The organism is Nocardiopsis chromatogenes YIM 90109 (assembly GCF_000341185.1).
In the GTDB taxonomy this organism is placed as follows: Bacteria; Actinomycetota; Actinomycetes; order Streptosporangiales; family Streptosporangiaceae; genus Nocardiopsis_A; species Nocardiopsis_A chromatogenes.
Genome location: NZ_ANBH01000109.1, coordinates 8,529 through 21,659 on the forward strand (window position 1 = coordinate 8,529; position 13,131 = coordinate 21,659).

Annotated in this window: 12 protein-coding genes and 1 pseudogene; 7 read left to right on the forward strand and 6 right to left on the reverse strand. The window is 75.4% G+C overall.

Features of this window, described 5'->3' with window-relative positions:
- Window positions 1-48: 48 nt before the first annotated feature.
- From D476_RS39700 to D476_RS37010, 3 genes and pseudogenes are all read left to right on the forward strand, one after another.
- Entirely contained in the window at window positions 49-252 is a 204-nt protein-coding gene (locus tag D476_RS39700) for a phosphatidate cytidylyltransferase (protein WP_275041547.1), read from the forward strand.
- A 116-nt stretch (window positions 253-368) separates the two neighbouring features.
- A pseudogene (locus tag D476_RS37005) lies at window positions 369-851 on the forward strand (lysophospholipid acyltransferase family protein); the annotation flags it as partial.
- Window positions 844-1,431, forward strand: a complete 588-nt coding sequence (locus D476_RS37010; protein WP_051061694.1) for a hypothetical protein — start codon at window positions 844-846, stop codon at window positions 1,429-1,431. The pseudogene D476_RS37005 and the gene D476_RS37010, both read left to right, overlap by 8 nt.
- 47 nt (window positions 1,432-1,478) lie before the next feature.
- Here D476_RS37010 and D476_RS0110900 read toward each other — a convergent pair whose 3' ends face one another.
- From D476_RS0110900 to D476_RS0110910, 3 genes are all read right to left on the reverse strand, one after another.
- Window positions 1,479-2,486, reverse strand: coding sequence for an aldo/keto reductase (locus tag D476_RS0110900; protein ID WP_017623982.1), 1,008 nt, complete (start codon window positions 2,484-2,486; stop codon window positions 1,479-1,481).
- Between the two features lie 111 nt (window positions 2,487-2,597).
- A complete protein-coding gene (locus tag D476_RS0110905) occupies window positions 2,598-3,461 on the reverse strand; it encodes a helix-turn-helix transcriptional regulator (RefSeq protein ID WP_017623983.1) in 864 nt (287 codons plus the stop codon).
- Window positions 3,458-4,459, reverse strand: coding sequence for a GlxA family transcriptional regulator (locus D476_RS0110910; RefSeq protein ID WP_040725987.1), 1,002 nt, complete (start codon window positions 4,457-4,459; stop codon window positions 3,458-3,460). Before D476_RS0110910 ends, D476_RS0110905 begins: the two co-directional genes overlap by 4 nt.
- A 70-nt stretch (window positions 4,460-4,529) precedes the next feature.
- On the opposite strand from D476_RS0110910, the gene D476_RS0110915 reads away from it, so the two are divergent.
- Window positions 4,530-5,510 (forward strand): NADP-dependent oxidoreductase, encoded by a 981-nt coding sequence (locus D476_RS0110915; RefSeq protein ID WP_017623985.1) that lies wholly within the window; start codon window positions 4,530-4,532, stop codon window positions 5,508-5,510.
- Between the two features lie 42 nt (window positions 5,511-5,552).
- On the opposite strand, the gene D476_RS0110920 is transcribed toward D476_RS0110915, so the two are convergent.
- Window positions 5,553-5,834: a hypothetical protein gene (locus tag D476_RS0110920; protein ID WP_017623986.1), complete on the reverse strand. Its 282-nt coding sequence runs from the start codon at window positions 5,832-5,834 to the stop codon at window positions 5,553-5,555.
- Window positions 5,835-5,971: 137 nt separating this feature from the next.
- Window positions 5,972-9,409, reverse strand: a complete 3,438-nt coding sequence (locus tag D476_RS39705) for an AAA family ATPase (protein ID WP_017623987.1) — start codon at window positions 9,407-9,409, stop codon at window positions 5,972-5,974.
- Between the two features lie 419 nt (window positions 9,410-9,828).
- On the opposite strand from D476_RS39705, the gene D476_RS0110930 reads away from it, so the two are divergent.
- From D476_RS0110930 to D476_RS0110940, 3 genes are read left to right on the forward strand one after another with little or no spacing between them, the layout of a single operon-like run.
- A complete protein-coding gene (locus tag D476_RS0110930) occupies window positions 9,829-10,524 on the forward strand; it encodes a hypothetical protein (protein WP_239648670.1) in 696 nt (231 codons plus the stop codon).
- A 5-nt stretch (window positions 10,525-10,529) separates the two neighbouring features.
- Window positions 10,530-11,123: a hypothetical protein gene (locus D476_RS0110935; protein ID WP_152529310.1), complete on the forward strand. Its 594-nt coding sequence runs from the start codon at window positions 10,530-10,532 to the stop codon at window positions 11,121-11,123.
- 20 nt (window positions 11,124-11,143) lie between these two features.
- Window positions 11,144-11,887, forward strand: a complete 744-nt coding sequence (locus D476_RS0110940) for an MBL fold metallo-hydrolase (RefSeq protein ID WP_017623990.1) — start codon at window positions 11,144-11,146, stop codon at window positions 11,885-11,887.
- A gap of 1 nt (window position 11,888) precedes the next feature.
- Here the strand turns inward: D476_RS0110940 and D476_RS39710 are convergent, their stop codons facing one another.
- Window positions 11,889-13,100 (reverse strand): HD domain-containing protein, encoded by a 1,212-nt coding sequence (locus D476_RS39710; RefSeq protein ID WP_017623991.1) that lies wholly within the window; start codon window positions 13,098-13,100, stop codon window positions 11,889-11,891.
- Window positions 13,101-13,131: the final 31 nt, after the last annotated feature.

The following is a 13,131-nucleotide window of genomic DNA, read 5'->3' on the forward strand; positions in this document are numbered from 1 at the left end:
GCCAAGCGCTGGGGCGGCGCGGTCACCGGCGCCGCGGCGGGCGTGGCGGTGCTGGCGCTGTTCGGGGCGCTCACCCCCGGCGCGGCGGTGGCCGTCGCGGTCGCCGCGCCCCTCGGCGACCTCCTCGAATCCATGGTCAAGCGCGGCGCCGGGGTCAAGGACGCCGGAGGCTGGCTGCCCGGCATGGGCGGCCTGCTCGACCGCGCCGACTCGCTCCTGCTCGCCCTTCCCGTAGCGGTGGTGCTCACATGAACCGAACGGCCCCCGGCCCGCTCTCCCCCGGCGCCGTCTCCCGCGCCGCCCTCTGGCGGCTCGTCCTCACGGCCACCGGCGGCGTCCGCACACTCGGCCCGGCCCCCGAAGGCCCCTGCGTCGTGGTCGCCAACCACGCCTCGCACGCGGACACGGCCGCCCTGATCGCCGCCCTGCCGGTGCGCACGCGCCCGGCCGTCGCGGCGGCGGGCGACTACTGGTTCGAGAGCGGGCTGCGATCCTGGCCCGCCAAGGCGTTGACCGGGGCGTTCCCCGTGCGGCGGAACGGCGGCGGGTGCGCCGACCTGCTGGGGGCCCGCGCGCTGCTGGACGAGGGCCGCGCGGTCATCGTCTACCCGGAGGGGACCCGCTCGGTCGACGGGGCGCTGGGCCGGTTCCACTCCGGTGCGGCCCGCCTCGCCGCCCACGCGGGCGTCCCCCTGCTGCCGGCCGCCATCAGCGGCACGCGCGCGCTGCTGCCCAAGGGCGGCGGTATCACGCCGACCCGCGTGACAGTACGGTTCGGAGACCCGGCCGACGGGATCGCGCAGGCCCAGGAACAGATCGTCCGGATGCTGGAGGAGCCCGCCCATGTCTGAGACCCGTGTCCCCGCCGACTCCGTACTCCGCGAGCGCGCGGCGCGTCTGGCCCGCTCGCCCTACGGGACGGCGCTGGCCGCGGGCTGGGGCTTCGCGGAGGCCCTGTCCTGGCCCGTGCTGCCCGAGGTCGCCCTGGCGGCCCTGTGCGTGGCCGATCCCCGGTCGGGGCCGAGGCTGGCCGCCTCGGCGGCCGCCGGGAGCGTCGCCGGGGGCGCTGTGGCCTACGGCCTGGCGCGCTCCGGTGTGGACGTGCCCGCGCCCCTGACCACGGCCCGGATGCGGGCCACCGTGGCCGAGCAGATGGGCGCCGAAGGCGCGAAGGGGGTCCGCCACCAGCCGCTGGCGGGCATCCCCTACAAGCTGTACGCCGCCCGCGCCGGGCGCGACCGGCTCGGGGCTGCCGCCTTCACCGCCGCCAGCGCGCGGGCGCGGGGCACCCGCATCCTCGGCGCGGGCCTGGCCCTGTCGGCCTTCGGCGCGGCCGCGCGCGGGCAGCGGCACCGCTACCCCGCCTACCTGGCGGCGGTGGGCACGGGGTTCGCCGGGGCGCTGACACTCATCGTGCGCGGCTGGCGCTGAAGGGGGCGGCCGCGGCCGCCCCCTCTCAGGGCCCCTCGGGCCCCGGCTCAGTACCGGGACCCGACCGGAGCGGGGACCGAGTCCAGCTCGCGCAGGTCCTCCGCGGTGAGGTCGACCTCGGCGGCGCCCACGTTGTCCTTGAGGTAGCGCATCTTCTTGGTCCCCGGGATCGGGATGACGTGCTCCCCCTGGGCCATCGTCCAGGCGATCGCCACCTGCGCCGGGGTCGCCCCCTTGCGCTCGGCGACGCGCTTGACCACCTCGACGATGCGCATGTTCTGCTCGGCGGCCTCATCCTGGAATCGCGGGTGGCGCGACCGGAAGTCGCCCTCCTCGATGGAGTCGACGCTGACGGCCCCGGTGAGGAACCCGCGCCCCAGAGGCGAGAAGGGCACGAAGGCGGCGCCGTTCTCGGCGGTCCACCCCACCACGTCCCCGGGGTTCTCGGCCGACGTGCTCATACCGCCGCCGCCTCCGGCCGACCCGCCTTCGGCGCCCTGGGCGTCCCGCGTCCACAGCGACAGCTCCGACTGGACGGCGGCCACGGGGTGGATGGCGTGCGCCTCCTCGGCCTGGGCGCGGGTGACCTCCGACAGCCCCAGGTGGCGCACCTTGCCCTCCTGGACCAGCTCGGCCATCGCCCCCCAGGTCTCGGCCAGCGGGACCTCGGGGTCGACCCGGTGCAGGTAGTACAGGTCGACGGTGTCGGTGCCCAGGAGGTTCAGGCTCTCCTCCAGGGACCGCTTGACGTGCTCGGGCGTTCCGTCGCGCCGCATCGAATGGGTCGCGGGGTCGGTGATGACCAGCCCCGTCTTGGTGGCGACGGCGACCCGGTCGCGGATCCCCGTGAGTGCCTCGCCGAGCAGCCCCTCGTTGTGGCCGGAGCCGTACACCTGGGCGGTGTCGATGAAGGTCACGCCCATGTCGACGGCCCGGCGGATCAGGTCGACCGAGGCGGTGTCGTCGCGCTCGGAGGCCGAGTACCCCCAGCTCATCCCCATCAGCCCGAGGCCGACCGCTCCGACCTCGTGCCCCTGGAACCGGCGTGTGCGCATGGATCCGTTGTCGTTCATGGGACCAGCATGGGGCGCCCGCCGCGGACGCGGCAGCCCCGGGCGATCCTGTCACTGGCGGTACCACCCTCCGGCGGCGCCGTCCGGCCGGCGCTACCCGGTGGCCGCCAGGCGCACCGAGGCCATCAGGCGCTCCAGCGCCTCCCGCGTGCCGGTATCCGGCATGGGGTTGTAGAGCACCAGGCAGTGGCCGGGCAGCTCCGGGACGCCGAGCAGGGTCGACTCGAAGACCAGGTCGCCCGCCTGCGGGTGGACCAGCGCCTTGACGGCGCGGGTGCCGGAGTCGACCTCGTGCCGGTCCCACAGCTCGGCGAACTCCGGGCTCACCGACATCAGGTCACCGGCGAGCCGGCCGAACTCCGGGTCGTCCGGGTAGCGGGCGGCGTCCCTGCGGAACCGCCCCACCACCTGGGGCGCCGCCGCCGACCACTCGCGCGCCAGCGCCCGGTAGCGGGCGCTGGCGAAGAAGGTGACCAGGCAGTTGTGCTCGCCCTCGCCGTACCCGAGCACCTCGGCGGCCGCGTCGTTGACCGCCGCCAGGTTCCAGTACCGGTCGCGGATGTAGGCGGGCAGGGGCGACCAGGCGTCCAGCACCCGCACCAGCTCCTCGGGCACGCGCGCGCCGGGCTCGGACTCGGCCAGCGGCGGGTTCAGCCCCGAGAGCAGGTAGAGGTGCTCGCGCTCGGTCCCGTCCATGCCCAGCGTCCGGGCGACGGCGTCCAGGACCTCGCCGGAGACGTTGATGTCGCGGCCCTGCTCCAGGCGGGTGTACCAGGACACGCCGACCCCGGACAGGACCGCCACCTCCTCGCGCCGCAGCCCGGGGGTGCGGCGGCGGCCGGCCTCGGGCATGCCCACGTCCTGGGGCGTGAGCCGGGCGCGGCGGGTGCGCAGGAAGTGCCGGAGCTCGTCACGGCGGCGCAGGGCGGGGTCGGCGGGCGGCGGCGAAGCGCTCATGCCTCCACGATAGTCCCGGCCGGGGACCCGGCCCGGGGCCCCGGCCGGAAGGTGCGCCGGTAGGCCAGCGGGGAGACGCCGATGGCCGCGTGCAGGTGCCGCCGCAGGGAGGCGGCGGTGGCGAAGCCCACCTCGGCGGCGACCCGGTCCACCGGCAGGTCGGTGCCTTCCAGCAGGTCCCGGGCGCGGGCGACCCGCTGGGCGGTGAGCCACCGTCCCGGGCTGGTCCCGGTCTCCTGCCGGAACCGGCGGGCGAAGGTGCGCTCGCTCATCCGCGCGTGCCGGGCCAGCCCGGCCGAGGTCAGCGGCCGGTCCAGGCGGGCCAGCGCCCACTCCCGGGTCGCCGAGGTGCCCGCGTCCCCGGTCTCGGGGACCGGCCGCTCGATGTACTGGGCCTGCCCGCCGTCGCGCCAGGGCGGGACGACACAGGCCCGCGCCGCCCGGTTGGCGGCCGCGGCGCCGTGGTCGCGGCGCACCAGGTGCAGGCAGGCGTCCACCCCGGAGGCGGCCCCGGCCGAGGTGAGCACCCGCCCCTCGTCGACGAACAGCACCTCCGGGTCGACCTCCACCCGCGGGAAGAGGCGGCGCATGAGGTCGGCCTGGTGCCAGTGGGTGGCGGCGCGGCGCCCGTCCAGCAGCCCCAGGGCGGCCAGCAGGAAGGAGGCGGTGCAGATCGACACCAGCCGCGCGTCGGGGCGCACGCGCCGCAGTGCCTCGGCGGCCGCGGCGGGCGCCCGGCCGGTCTCCACCAGCGGCGCCAGGTCGAACGGCGGGATGACGACGGTGTCGGCCCACGACAGCGCCTCCGGGCCGTGCTCCAGGGCGACGGCGAAGTCCTGGCGGGTGGAGACGCTCCCGCCCCCGGGCTCGGCGCCGCAGGTGGTGACCTCGTACATCCCGCCCAGCTCGCCGAAGACCCGCGCGGGAATCCCCAGCTCGAAGGGGTAGACGCCGGAGAGGGCGAGCACGGCCACACGGTGCGGTGCTGTGCGCTTCATGGCAGGATCGTATCGGACATTGGCGATCCGGCCATTTCGTTCCCGGCCCTCCTGCGCCACCCTGGTGTGCATGAGCAACGACACGACGACGAAGCCGGAGATCCCGGCCACCATGCGTGCGGTCTCCCAGGACGCCCACGGCGGGCCCGAGGTGCTGCACCTGGTCGAGAAGGAGGTGCCCGCCCCGGGCCTGGGCGAGGTGCTGGTTCGGGTCCGCGCGGCCGGGGTGAACCCGACCGACTACAAGCACCGCAGCGGCCGGCGCTTCCTCGGCGACCCGCCGTACGTCCTGGGGTGGGACGTGTCCGGGGTCGTGGTCGCCGTCGGCATCGGGGCCACCCTGTACCGGCCGGGCGACGAGGTGTTCGGCATGCTGCCCTACGCCTACGGCGCCGGGTCGCACGCCGAGTACGTGACGGGCCCGACCCGCGCCTTCGCCCCCAAGCCGTCGTCGCTCGACCACGTCCGCGCCGCGGCGGTCCCGCTGGCCGCCCTCACCGCCTGGCAGGCGCTGGTCGACACCGCCGACCTGAAGGCCGGGCAGAAGGTGCTCGTGCACGCCGCCGCCGGCGGGGTGGGGCACTTCGCGGTCCAGATCGCCAAGGCGCGCGGCGCCCACGTCGTGGGCACCGCCAGCGCGGCCAAGCACGGGTTCGTCACGGGCCTGGGCGCCGACGAGGTCGTCGACTACACCTCGCAGGACTTCACCGAGGCGGTGAAGGACGCCGACGTCGTGCTGGAGACCGTGAGCCCGGACAACGCGCTGAAGTCGCTCGACTCCCTGAAGCCCGGCGGCATCGTGGTGAGCATCCTGCCCACCGGGACCGACCGCCTGGCCTCCGAGGCGCGCGGGCGCGGGCTGCGGGGCGCGGAGATGGTGGTCGAGCACGACCAGGCGGGGATGCGCGCCATCGGCGCCCTCGTCGACGCGGGCGCCCTGCGCCCGGAGGTCGCCGGGGTCTTCCCGTTGGAGAAGGCCGCCGACGCCCACCGTGAGGGCGAGACCGGGCGCGTTCAGGGCAAGCTGGTGCTGTCGGTCTCCGAGGGCTGAGGCCGCCCGGTGGCCGGGGCCCGCCCCAAGGGGGGCGGGCCCTCAGGTGATCGCGCCCGCGAGGGCGGCGGCCAGCACGGAGGCCCCGGCCAGCGCGCACACCAGCCACCGCATGCGCGCGCGCTCGGGGAAGGACAGCAGCACGCTGCTGGCCAGCAGCATCAGGCATCCCACCCACAGCCCGTGGGCGAACCACGGCAGCGCTTCGACGTAGTCCGGGAGCGCGGACTTCACCAGGGGCGCACCGGGGACGGGCAGGCCCCGCCGGTAGGCGACCAGGACGGCCGCGACGGGCAGGCCCGCGGCGCACACCGCCAGGGGCACGCGCCACGGCCGCCTCCGGGGCCCGCTACCGGCCCGGACACCGGAGCCGCGGCGCTCCCGACGTTGGCGAAGACTCGACGTCCGCACCTGTTCCGCCTGCTCTCCGTGAGTGACGACGCTGGGGACGGAACGCCACCTTATCGCCGTCCGCGCACGCCCGGATCCGCTGCGGAGGCGGCGCCGTCCCCGGGCGCGGCCCCTCCCGGGTCGGCGACTCCGGGGACACCCCCGGGAAGGACGTCCTCGGGCAGCAGGTTCTGGAGCTGTTCGAGCGTGGGCTCCCGGCCGTCGGAGGCCTGCTGCTCGATCCGGCGGGAGTGCCGGGCGACGGCGTCCTCGAAGAGCTTGCGGATCTCGCGGGCGTTGCCGTGGGAGAACCGCTCCCGCTCGGAGCGCACGACGGAGGCGACGGCCTCCCGCGTGGCGTCGGGCACCAGGAAGTCCCCCGCCAGGGCGGTGTCGGCGAAGATGTCCACCAGCTCGCCCGGGGTGGAGGGGGCGAAGTCGACGGTGCGCGAGAAGCGCGAGGCCAGGCCCGGGTTGGCGGCGAGGAACGCCCGCATCCGGTCGGTGTAGCCCGCGGCGATCACCACGACCTCGTCCCGGTAGTCCTCCATCAGCTTGAGCAGGGTCTCCACGGCCTCGGCCCCGAAGTCGTCCCCGCCGCCCCCGCCCGCCAGGCTGTAGGCCTCGTCGATGAACAGCACGCCGCCGCGCGCCCGCTCGACCACCTCGCGGGTCTGCTGCGCGGTGTGGCCCACGTACCGGCCCACCAGGTCCGCGCGGGAGGCCTCCACCACCTGCCCCTGGGCCAGCACCCCCAGCGCCGCCAGCAGCTCGCCGTAGATGCGCGCCACGGTCGTCTTGCCGGTGCCGGGCGGCCCCGCGAAGACCAGGTTGCGGGAGGGCAGCGGCGCCTCCAGCCCGGCGGCCTGGCGGCGCCGCCCGGCCGAGATGAGGCTGGTCAGCTCGGCCACCTCGCGCTTGGCGCTGTCCAGGCCCACCATGGACTCCAGGCGCCGCATCAGCGCCTGGGCCTGCCGCTCGTCGCGCGGGGCCCCCACCCGGGCGGTCAGCCCGGGGTCGACGGCGCCCTCCAGGTCCCCCGGCACGATCCGGGTGAGGTCGTCGGCGGAGGTGGCGCCGTCGGCCACCAGGCGGCTGGCCTGCCGCTGCACCACGTGCTCGAACATGCGCCGCGCCTCGCGCCCGTTGCCGAAGGAGGCGTCCTGCGTCTGGCCCTGGAAGTGCCGGACCACCAGGTCCCGCACGCCCCGGCCGAGGACGTAGCCCTTGCCCCGGGCCATGGCCGTGAAGATGGTGGCGAGCTGCTCGGGCTGGTAGTTCGGGAACTCCACGGTGCGCGAGACGCGGGACTTCAGGCCGGGGTTGGCGGCGAGGAAGGTGCGCATCTCGTCGGAGTAGCCCGCGAAGACCACGACGACCTCCTCGCGCGCGTCCTCCATCAGCTTGATCATCGCGTCGATGGCCTCCTGGCCGAAGTCGGCGCCGCTGCCGAAGGTGCGGGAGAGGGCGTAGGCCTCGTCGATGAACAGCACGCCGCCGCGGGCGCGCTGGAACAGCTCGGTGGTCTTGCGCGTGGTCTCGCCCAGGTGCTCGCCGACGAGGTCGGCGCGGGAGGCCTCGATGAAGCCGCCCCGCTCCAGCACGCCGAGGGAGCGCAGCACCTGCCCGTAGATGCGCGCCACGGTGGTCTTGCCGGTGCCGGGCGGCCCAGAGAACACCAGGTGCCTGCTGAAGTCGAGGCTCGGCAGCCCGGCCTCGACGCGCTTGGCGTTCACCCGGTGCAGGTCCACCAGCGCGCGGACCTCCTTCTTCACCCCTTCGAGCCCGACCATCGCGTCGAGCTCGGCGAGCACCTCCTCAAGCGGGCGCGCACCGGTGTCGGCGGGCGGGGCGGCCGGGGCGGGGGACGCGGCCGCGGCGCTCCCCCGGTCGGCCACCGGCCGCACCGCCTGCTCGGGGAGGCCCTTCTCGGTCTCGGTGTCCTCCACCTGGAGCACGGCCCCGGGGTCGGCGTGGAGGTCCTTGTGCCCGTTGCGGCGCAGCGTACAGCGCACCACCCGGAGGCGCCCGGTCCCCTTGACGCCGGCGCCGACCTGGTTCACGCCGGTGATGGTGGTCTCCTCGACGGTCGCCGCGCCGCCGTCGGTGACCGCGATCCCGTTCGTGCCCCCGGCGACCGTGGAGTCCTTGAGGGCGATGCGCCCCCCGTCCCCGACGGTGACACCGTTGGTCCCCCCGCCCAGGACCCGCAGATCGGCCCCGGCGACTTCGCCGTAGGCCCCGGAATCCGCCAGCAGCGCGCTCCTGTGGCAGCGGGCGACGGTCAGCCTCTCGGCCTTGAGGGTGGTGTCCTCAAGGATGCGCACGCCGGAGAGCACTCCGCTGATCTCGACCCCGCGCAGGGCCAGGGCGCTCTCGCGCGCGACCACGCCCACTCCGGCCCCGGTCCCGGTGATGGTGGAGTCGTCGATGTCGGCGCGCGCTGCGGACAGCCGGATCCCCGGCTTGGGCTCCTCCCCGGCCTGTGAGGGGGAGGAGCGCACGTGGAGCCCCCGGACCTCCGCGCGGGCGGCGCCCTGCAGGCTGAGCGCGGTCCCGGAGACGTCGCGGAGCCGGGCGCCGTCCACGGAGATCCGGCCGCCCACCCCTTGGAGCACGTCGTTCGCGGCGCCGTCCACCTCCAGCCCGGACACGCTCGCCTCGGCCTGGTGGACGAAGAGGACCGGCCCGGCCGCCGCGCTGACGGCGCAGTCCCGGAAGGATGCCCGGGATTCCTCTTCGACCAGCACGGCGACCTGTTCGCGGACGCCGCCGGACACCCGCAGCCGCGTGAAGGAGGGGGTCGACCGCTGCCCCACCCAGATCCCCCGCCCCGCGGCGTCCTCGACGGTGCAGTCGGTGAGGGAGGGTGATGAGCCTCCCACCACGCCCACGGTGAGGTTCTCCTCGGTGCCCGTGCCGGTGAAGGAGCACTCCGTGATCTCAGGGGCGGCGCGGTCCGCGACCACCAGGGCGTGGCTCCGCGACGGACCGCTGAAGCGCAGCCGCAGCAGTTCGGCGTGCGCGTCCCCGGAGACCTCCACCCCGGCACGGTCGAAGGCGGTGTCGACCACCCGCCCGCCACCGCCGCGCATGCGCAGCGTCCCGCCGGAGACCCGGCAGCCCTCCAGGTCCACCGGCGCCGCGTCCGCGACGATGCCGAGCGGCAGGTCGAAGACGCAGTCCAGGGCCTTCATCGAGGTGCCGGGGTACAGCTCGACGCCGGGGTGCTCCGCCGAGCCGCCGACCACCTCGATCCCGTACAGCTCCAGGCGGCCCTGGCGCACCTCGAACACGGCGTCGTCGGCCACCGAGACCGACACCGTGCCCGGCCCCTGGGTCGGCACCACGATCACATGCCGGTCCACGACGAGCGCCTCGTCGGCGGTGTACTCCCCGGGGTCCACGTGCAGGTAGAGGTCCATCCCGGCACACGAGGGGTGCCGGAGGATCTCGTCGGGCCCGGAGGCCGCGCCGCGCGCGGACCTCGACACGTGGACCGTGAACATCCATGCACTCCAGAGGGGACGAGGGCCGACCACCGGCGACCGGCGCGCCCGCAACGGTACGGTCCGTACGGTATCGCCCCGTCCGGCCCGGTGTTCGGACGATGCACGACCGTGTCGACGCCCGCCCCCGCCCCGCCCCTGCTCGGACTCGGAGGACGGATTCGGGCAGCGCTGGAGGCGGGGGCCTGGCTCGATGAAGTCGGCGAGGTTGAGGCTTTCGCGGTATCGGACGAGGAGTCCCCGACCGGATAGCCACCACGCACCGGGGAGCGCGAGAAGGCGATCGGCCTTCCCTCCCATCGCGCCTCGGCGGCGGGAGGCCCTGTGCGGGGCCGTCTCCCGGGGCTTCATGCGTAGAATGCCCGGCGACGACGGGCGAGCGGACGTGTCGCTCGCGACGATTTGGGTTGGAGATCCCGTTGAGCTACCCCTCCCCCTCCGGCACGGGCGGTCGGTCCTACCCGCAGCCTCCGCCGCCTCCGGGCACCCCTGCGGCGAAGGGGTCCGGCGGCGGCAACAAGGCGCTCGTGGTGGCGGTCGTCTTCCTCGGGTTCGCCGTGCTCGTCGCCGCCGCGGTGGTGTTCTTCGCAACAGGGCGCGGCGCCGAAGACGGGAGCGCGGACGGCGCCCGGGCCGGGGCCCAGGAGGACGCCCAGGGCTCCGGAGGGGAGTCCGGCGCAGACGGGGACGAGGGGCAGGGCGAGCAGGCCGCCGAGGACTCCGCCGAGCAGGAGCAGGAGGACACCGTCCTGTTCGACGAGGAGCTGACGGTCGAGGTCGCCAGCCCTTACACCTACGTCGACCTGGACACCGACCCGCCGCTGCAGACCGACAGCCGGATCGACGGGCGCGACTTCGTGCTGCGCCCCAACATCAACGGCGTGGCCTTCGAGAACTCCTCCGGCGGCATCGCCCCGCTCCCCGAGGGCGGGGAGGCCCCGGACAAGGCCGCCTGCCTGGACGCCATCGAGACCAACGGGACCACCGGCGCCGACTTCACCCCGGGCGCCCGCTTCTGCGTGCAGACCGGCGAGGGGCGCGTGGCATCCATCGAGGCCGTGTCCTCCCCCGGCGGGACCGGAACGGCCACCCTTGAGGCCACCGTCTGGGAGTGAGGCGTATGAACGGAATGCCCCCCGAGCAGCAGATGTGGCAGGCGGGCTGGGAGAGCGGGGTCGACCTGCGCGACGCGCTCCTGTCCGGCCTGGAGCTGCCCCGGCTGCCGTTCGTCCCCGTCCGCCTGGAGCCCGGGGAGGTCGCCCACGCCGAGCTCGTGGCCGACTACTCGCGCTTCTACGCGATGGACGTGAACTACCAGCACTCCGACGGCTTCTACTTCGGCTCTCCGGCGTTCGTCGCCGCCGGACTCACCGCGCAGGCCATCGGGAACGCCTCGGCGCGCAACCGCGCCCAGGCCATGGCGGCACCGCAGTGGCGGGAGCAGCAGCGCGTCCATCTCTACGTGACCGACCGACGCCTGCTGGCGCTCGTCGAGGGCACCCGCTGGCTCTCCTGGCACCATGCGAGGAACATGCAGGTCAACCCGTTGCTCGACCAGTGGGCGCTGGTGCAGCTCTTCGAGGAGACCGAGCCGCTGCGCTGGCAGGGCCCGGCCGTGCCGTGGCTGGCGGTGGCCGTGACCTACCTGGCCTTCGGCCCGGACCACCTGCTGCACCACCCCGAGCTGGCGCGCCTGTCGATGGTCGAGGGCTGAACCGGATAGGGTCGCCGCACATGAGGCTGACGGTTCTGGGCGGGAGCGGCGCCTGGCCGACGGCGGCCCAGGCGTGCAGCGGCTACCTGCTGGTGCACCGCGGGTTCCGGCTCCTCATCGACCCCGGCTTCGCGGTGATGCCGCGCCTTCAGGAGCACGCCCCGCCCGCCGCCGTCGACGCGGTCCTGGTCAGCCACGGCCACCCGGACCACTGCGCCGACCTCGCCCCGCTGCTGCGGGCCCGCGCCTACGCCGACCCGCCCTGCCCCCGGCTGGCCGTCCACGCCCCGCACGGCGCGTTGGACGCCGTGCTCGCCCTCGACCGCGGCTCGGCGGTGGACGGCGCCTGGGACCTGCGGGCGTTCGACCCCGGGGACACCTTCCCGGTCGGCCCGTTCCACGTCGAGACGCGGCGGCTGCCGCACCACGTGCCCAACGCCGGGCTCCGCCTGACCGCCTCGGGGACGGTGCTGGCCTACACCGGGGACACCGGCCCCAGCCCGCACATCACCGACCTGGCGTCCGGTGCCGACCTGCTGCTGTGCGAGGCCACCTACGTCGACCGCGTCCCGCTCCTTGAGGCGCCGTACCTGCTCTCCGCCGAACTCGCCGGGAGGTACGCGGCCCAGGCCGGTGCGGCCCGCCTGGTCCTGACCCACCTGTGGCCGGGGACCTCCCCGGCCGAGGCGGAGCGGGCGGCGGCCAGGTCCTTCCCGGGGCCCACGGCGGTCGCCCGGACCGGACTGACCGTTCCCCTCCCGTGACTCATGCGGCCCGGGACCGCCGCTGAGCGGCGGTGGCCCAGGTGACCCGCGGTGAGGTGCCCCGCCTCGGCCGGGTCCGGGGGTCGCCGGTGTAGGCCTCGAAGAGCGCGTCCCGCTCCCCCTCGTCCAGGCCGGTGCCGAGGAGCACGGCGGGGACGCCGTGCTCGCCGAGCCAGCCCAGGGCGGGCGGGACGGCCCGCGGCAGCCGGCGCGCCCTGCGCGGGGCCGGGACGGGCGCGGTACCGGCCGCGTCGATGATCACGGCCCGGGTCACCAGGGTGAGCTGGCGGAGCATCATGCGCGGGTCGGTGGTGTCGGCCTGGTCGAGCCGGAGCTGTTCGAGCGTGCCCATCCCGTTGAGGTTCCTGCGCCGCTCGCCCAGGACCCGCTCGGCCGCGGCGTCCAGGGCCTCCTGGGTGGGCAGGGCGTAGAAGAACCCGTCGAGCCCGAACTTGGCGGCCAGGACCTCGGCGGAGGCGAAGGCCGCCTCCGTCTCCTCGGGGGCCCCGATCAGCAGGAGGCCGGGCGCCTCCATCTCGAAGGCGGCCTCCAGGGCCGCCGCGTGCACCTGCGGGTCGCCCTCCCCGCCGCTCGGGGCGCCCAGGTCGGCCAGGGCCGGGGGCACGGCCGCCGGAAGCTCTCCGCCCTCCGCCGCCATCCGGTCGGCCAGGATGACCGCGCCCGAGCAGGCGAGCTGCACGCCCGGCGCGGGAACGTGCGCGGCGAGGGTATCCAAAGGCAGCCCGGCCGCACCGGTCATTCCGTAGAAGAGGTCCCGTTGCAGGGCGCGCCACTGCACACCGCCGATCTCCTCGGAATCCTCGGCCTCGTGGAGCGTGTCCACCCTCCAGCCGCCGACGGCGTACCCGGCCCACTCGGCCGCCTCGCGCGACCACCCCTCCTCGCGGAGGAACAGGGCCGTCAGCAGCGACGAGGCGCGGTCGTGGCGCCCCGGGCGGGGCGCCACCGGGACCGGGGCCGTGGCCGCGTCACCGGAGAACCGTGCCGCCTGCAGTCCCTGGTATCCGGGGGTACACCGGCCCAGCCCGGACAGGGCGGACAGCCAGCGGTACAGGGCCCGCGCGCGCCCCTCCCCGATCCCCGCGGCGAGCCCCTCGCGGAAGGCCGGGGAGAGGTAGCCGTCCCACAGGGCGTCGGCCGCGTCCATCGCCTCGACCATGTGCGCGGCCAGCGGCAGCCCGGATTCGGACATACAGGTTTCCGGAATTTCTTCCGCCGCTTTT

Excerpts from the sequence above, each read along its gene's own strand:
- D476_RS0110900 (WP_017623982.1), bottom strand. The coding sequence starts at position 2,486 with ATGCGCACACGCCGGTTCCAGGGGCACGAGGTCGGAGCGGTCGGCCTC.
- D476_RS37010 (WP_051061694.1), top strand. The coding sequence starts at position 844 with ATGTCTGAGACCCGTGTCCCCGCCGACTCCGTACTCCGCGAGCGCGCG.
- D476_RS0110910 (WP_040725987.1), bottom strand. The coding sequence starts at position 4,459 with ATGAAGCGCACAGCACCGCACCGTGTGGCCGTGCTCGCCCTCTCCGGC.
- D476_RS0110940 (WP_017623990.1), top strand. The coding sequence starts at position 11,144 with ATGAGGCTGACGGTTCTGGGCGGGAGCGGCGCCTGGCCGACGGCGGCC.
- D476_RS0110935 (WP_152529310.1), top strand. The coding sequence starts at position 10,530 with ATGAACGGAATGCCCCCCGAGCAGCAGATGTGGCAGGCGGGCTGGGAG.
- D476_RS0110915 (WP_017623985.1), top strand. The coding sequence starts at position 4,530 with ATGAGCAACGACACGACGACGAAGCCGGAGATCCCGGCCACCATGCGT.
- D476_RS39705 (WP_017623987.1), bottom strand. The coding sequence starts at position 9,409 with ATGTTCACGGTCCACGTGTCGAGGTCCGCGCGCGGCGCGGCCTCCGGG.
- D476_RS0110905 (WP_017623983.1), bottom strand. The coding sequence starts at position 3,461 with ATGAGCGCTTCGCCGCCGCCCGCCGACCCCGCCCTGCGCCGCCGTGAC.
- D476_RS39710 (WP_017623991.1), bottom strand. The coding sequence starts at position 13,100 with ATGTCCGAATCCGGGCTGCCGCTGGCCGCGCACATGGTCGAGGCGATG.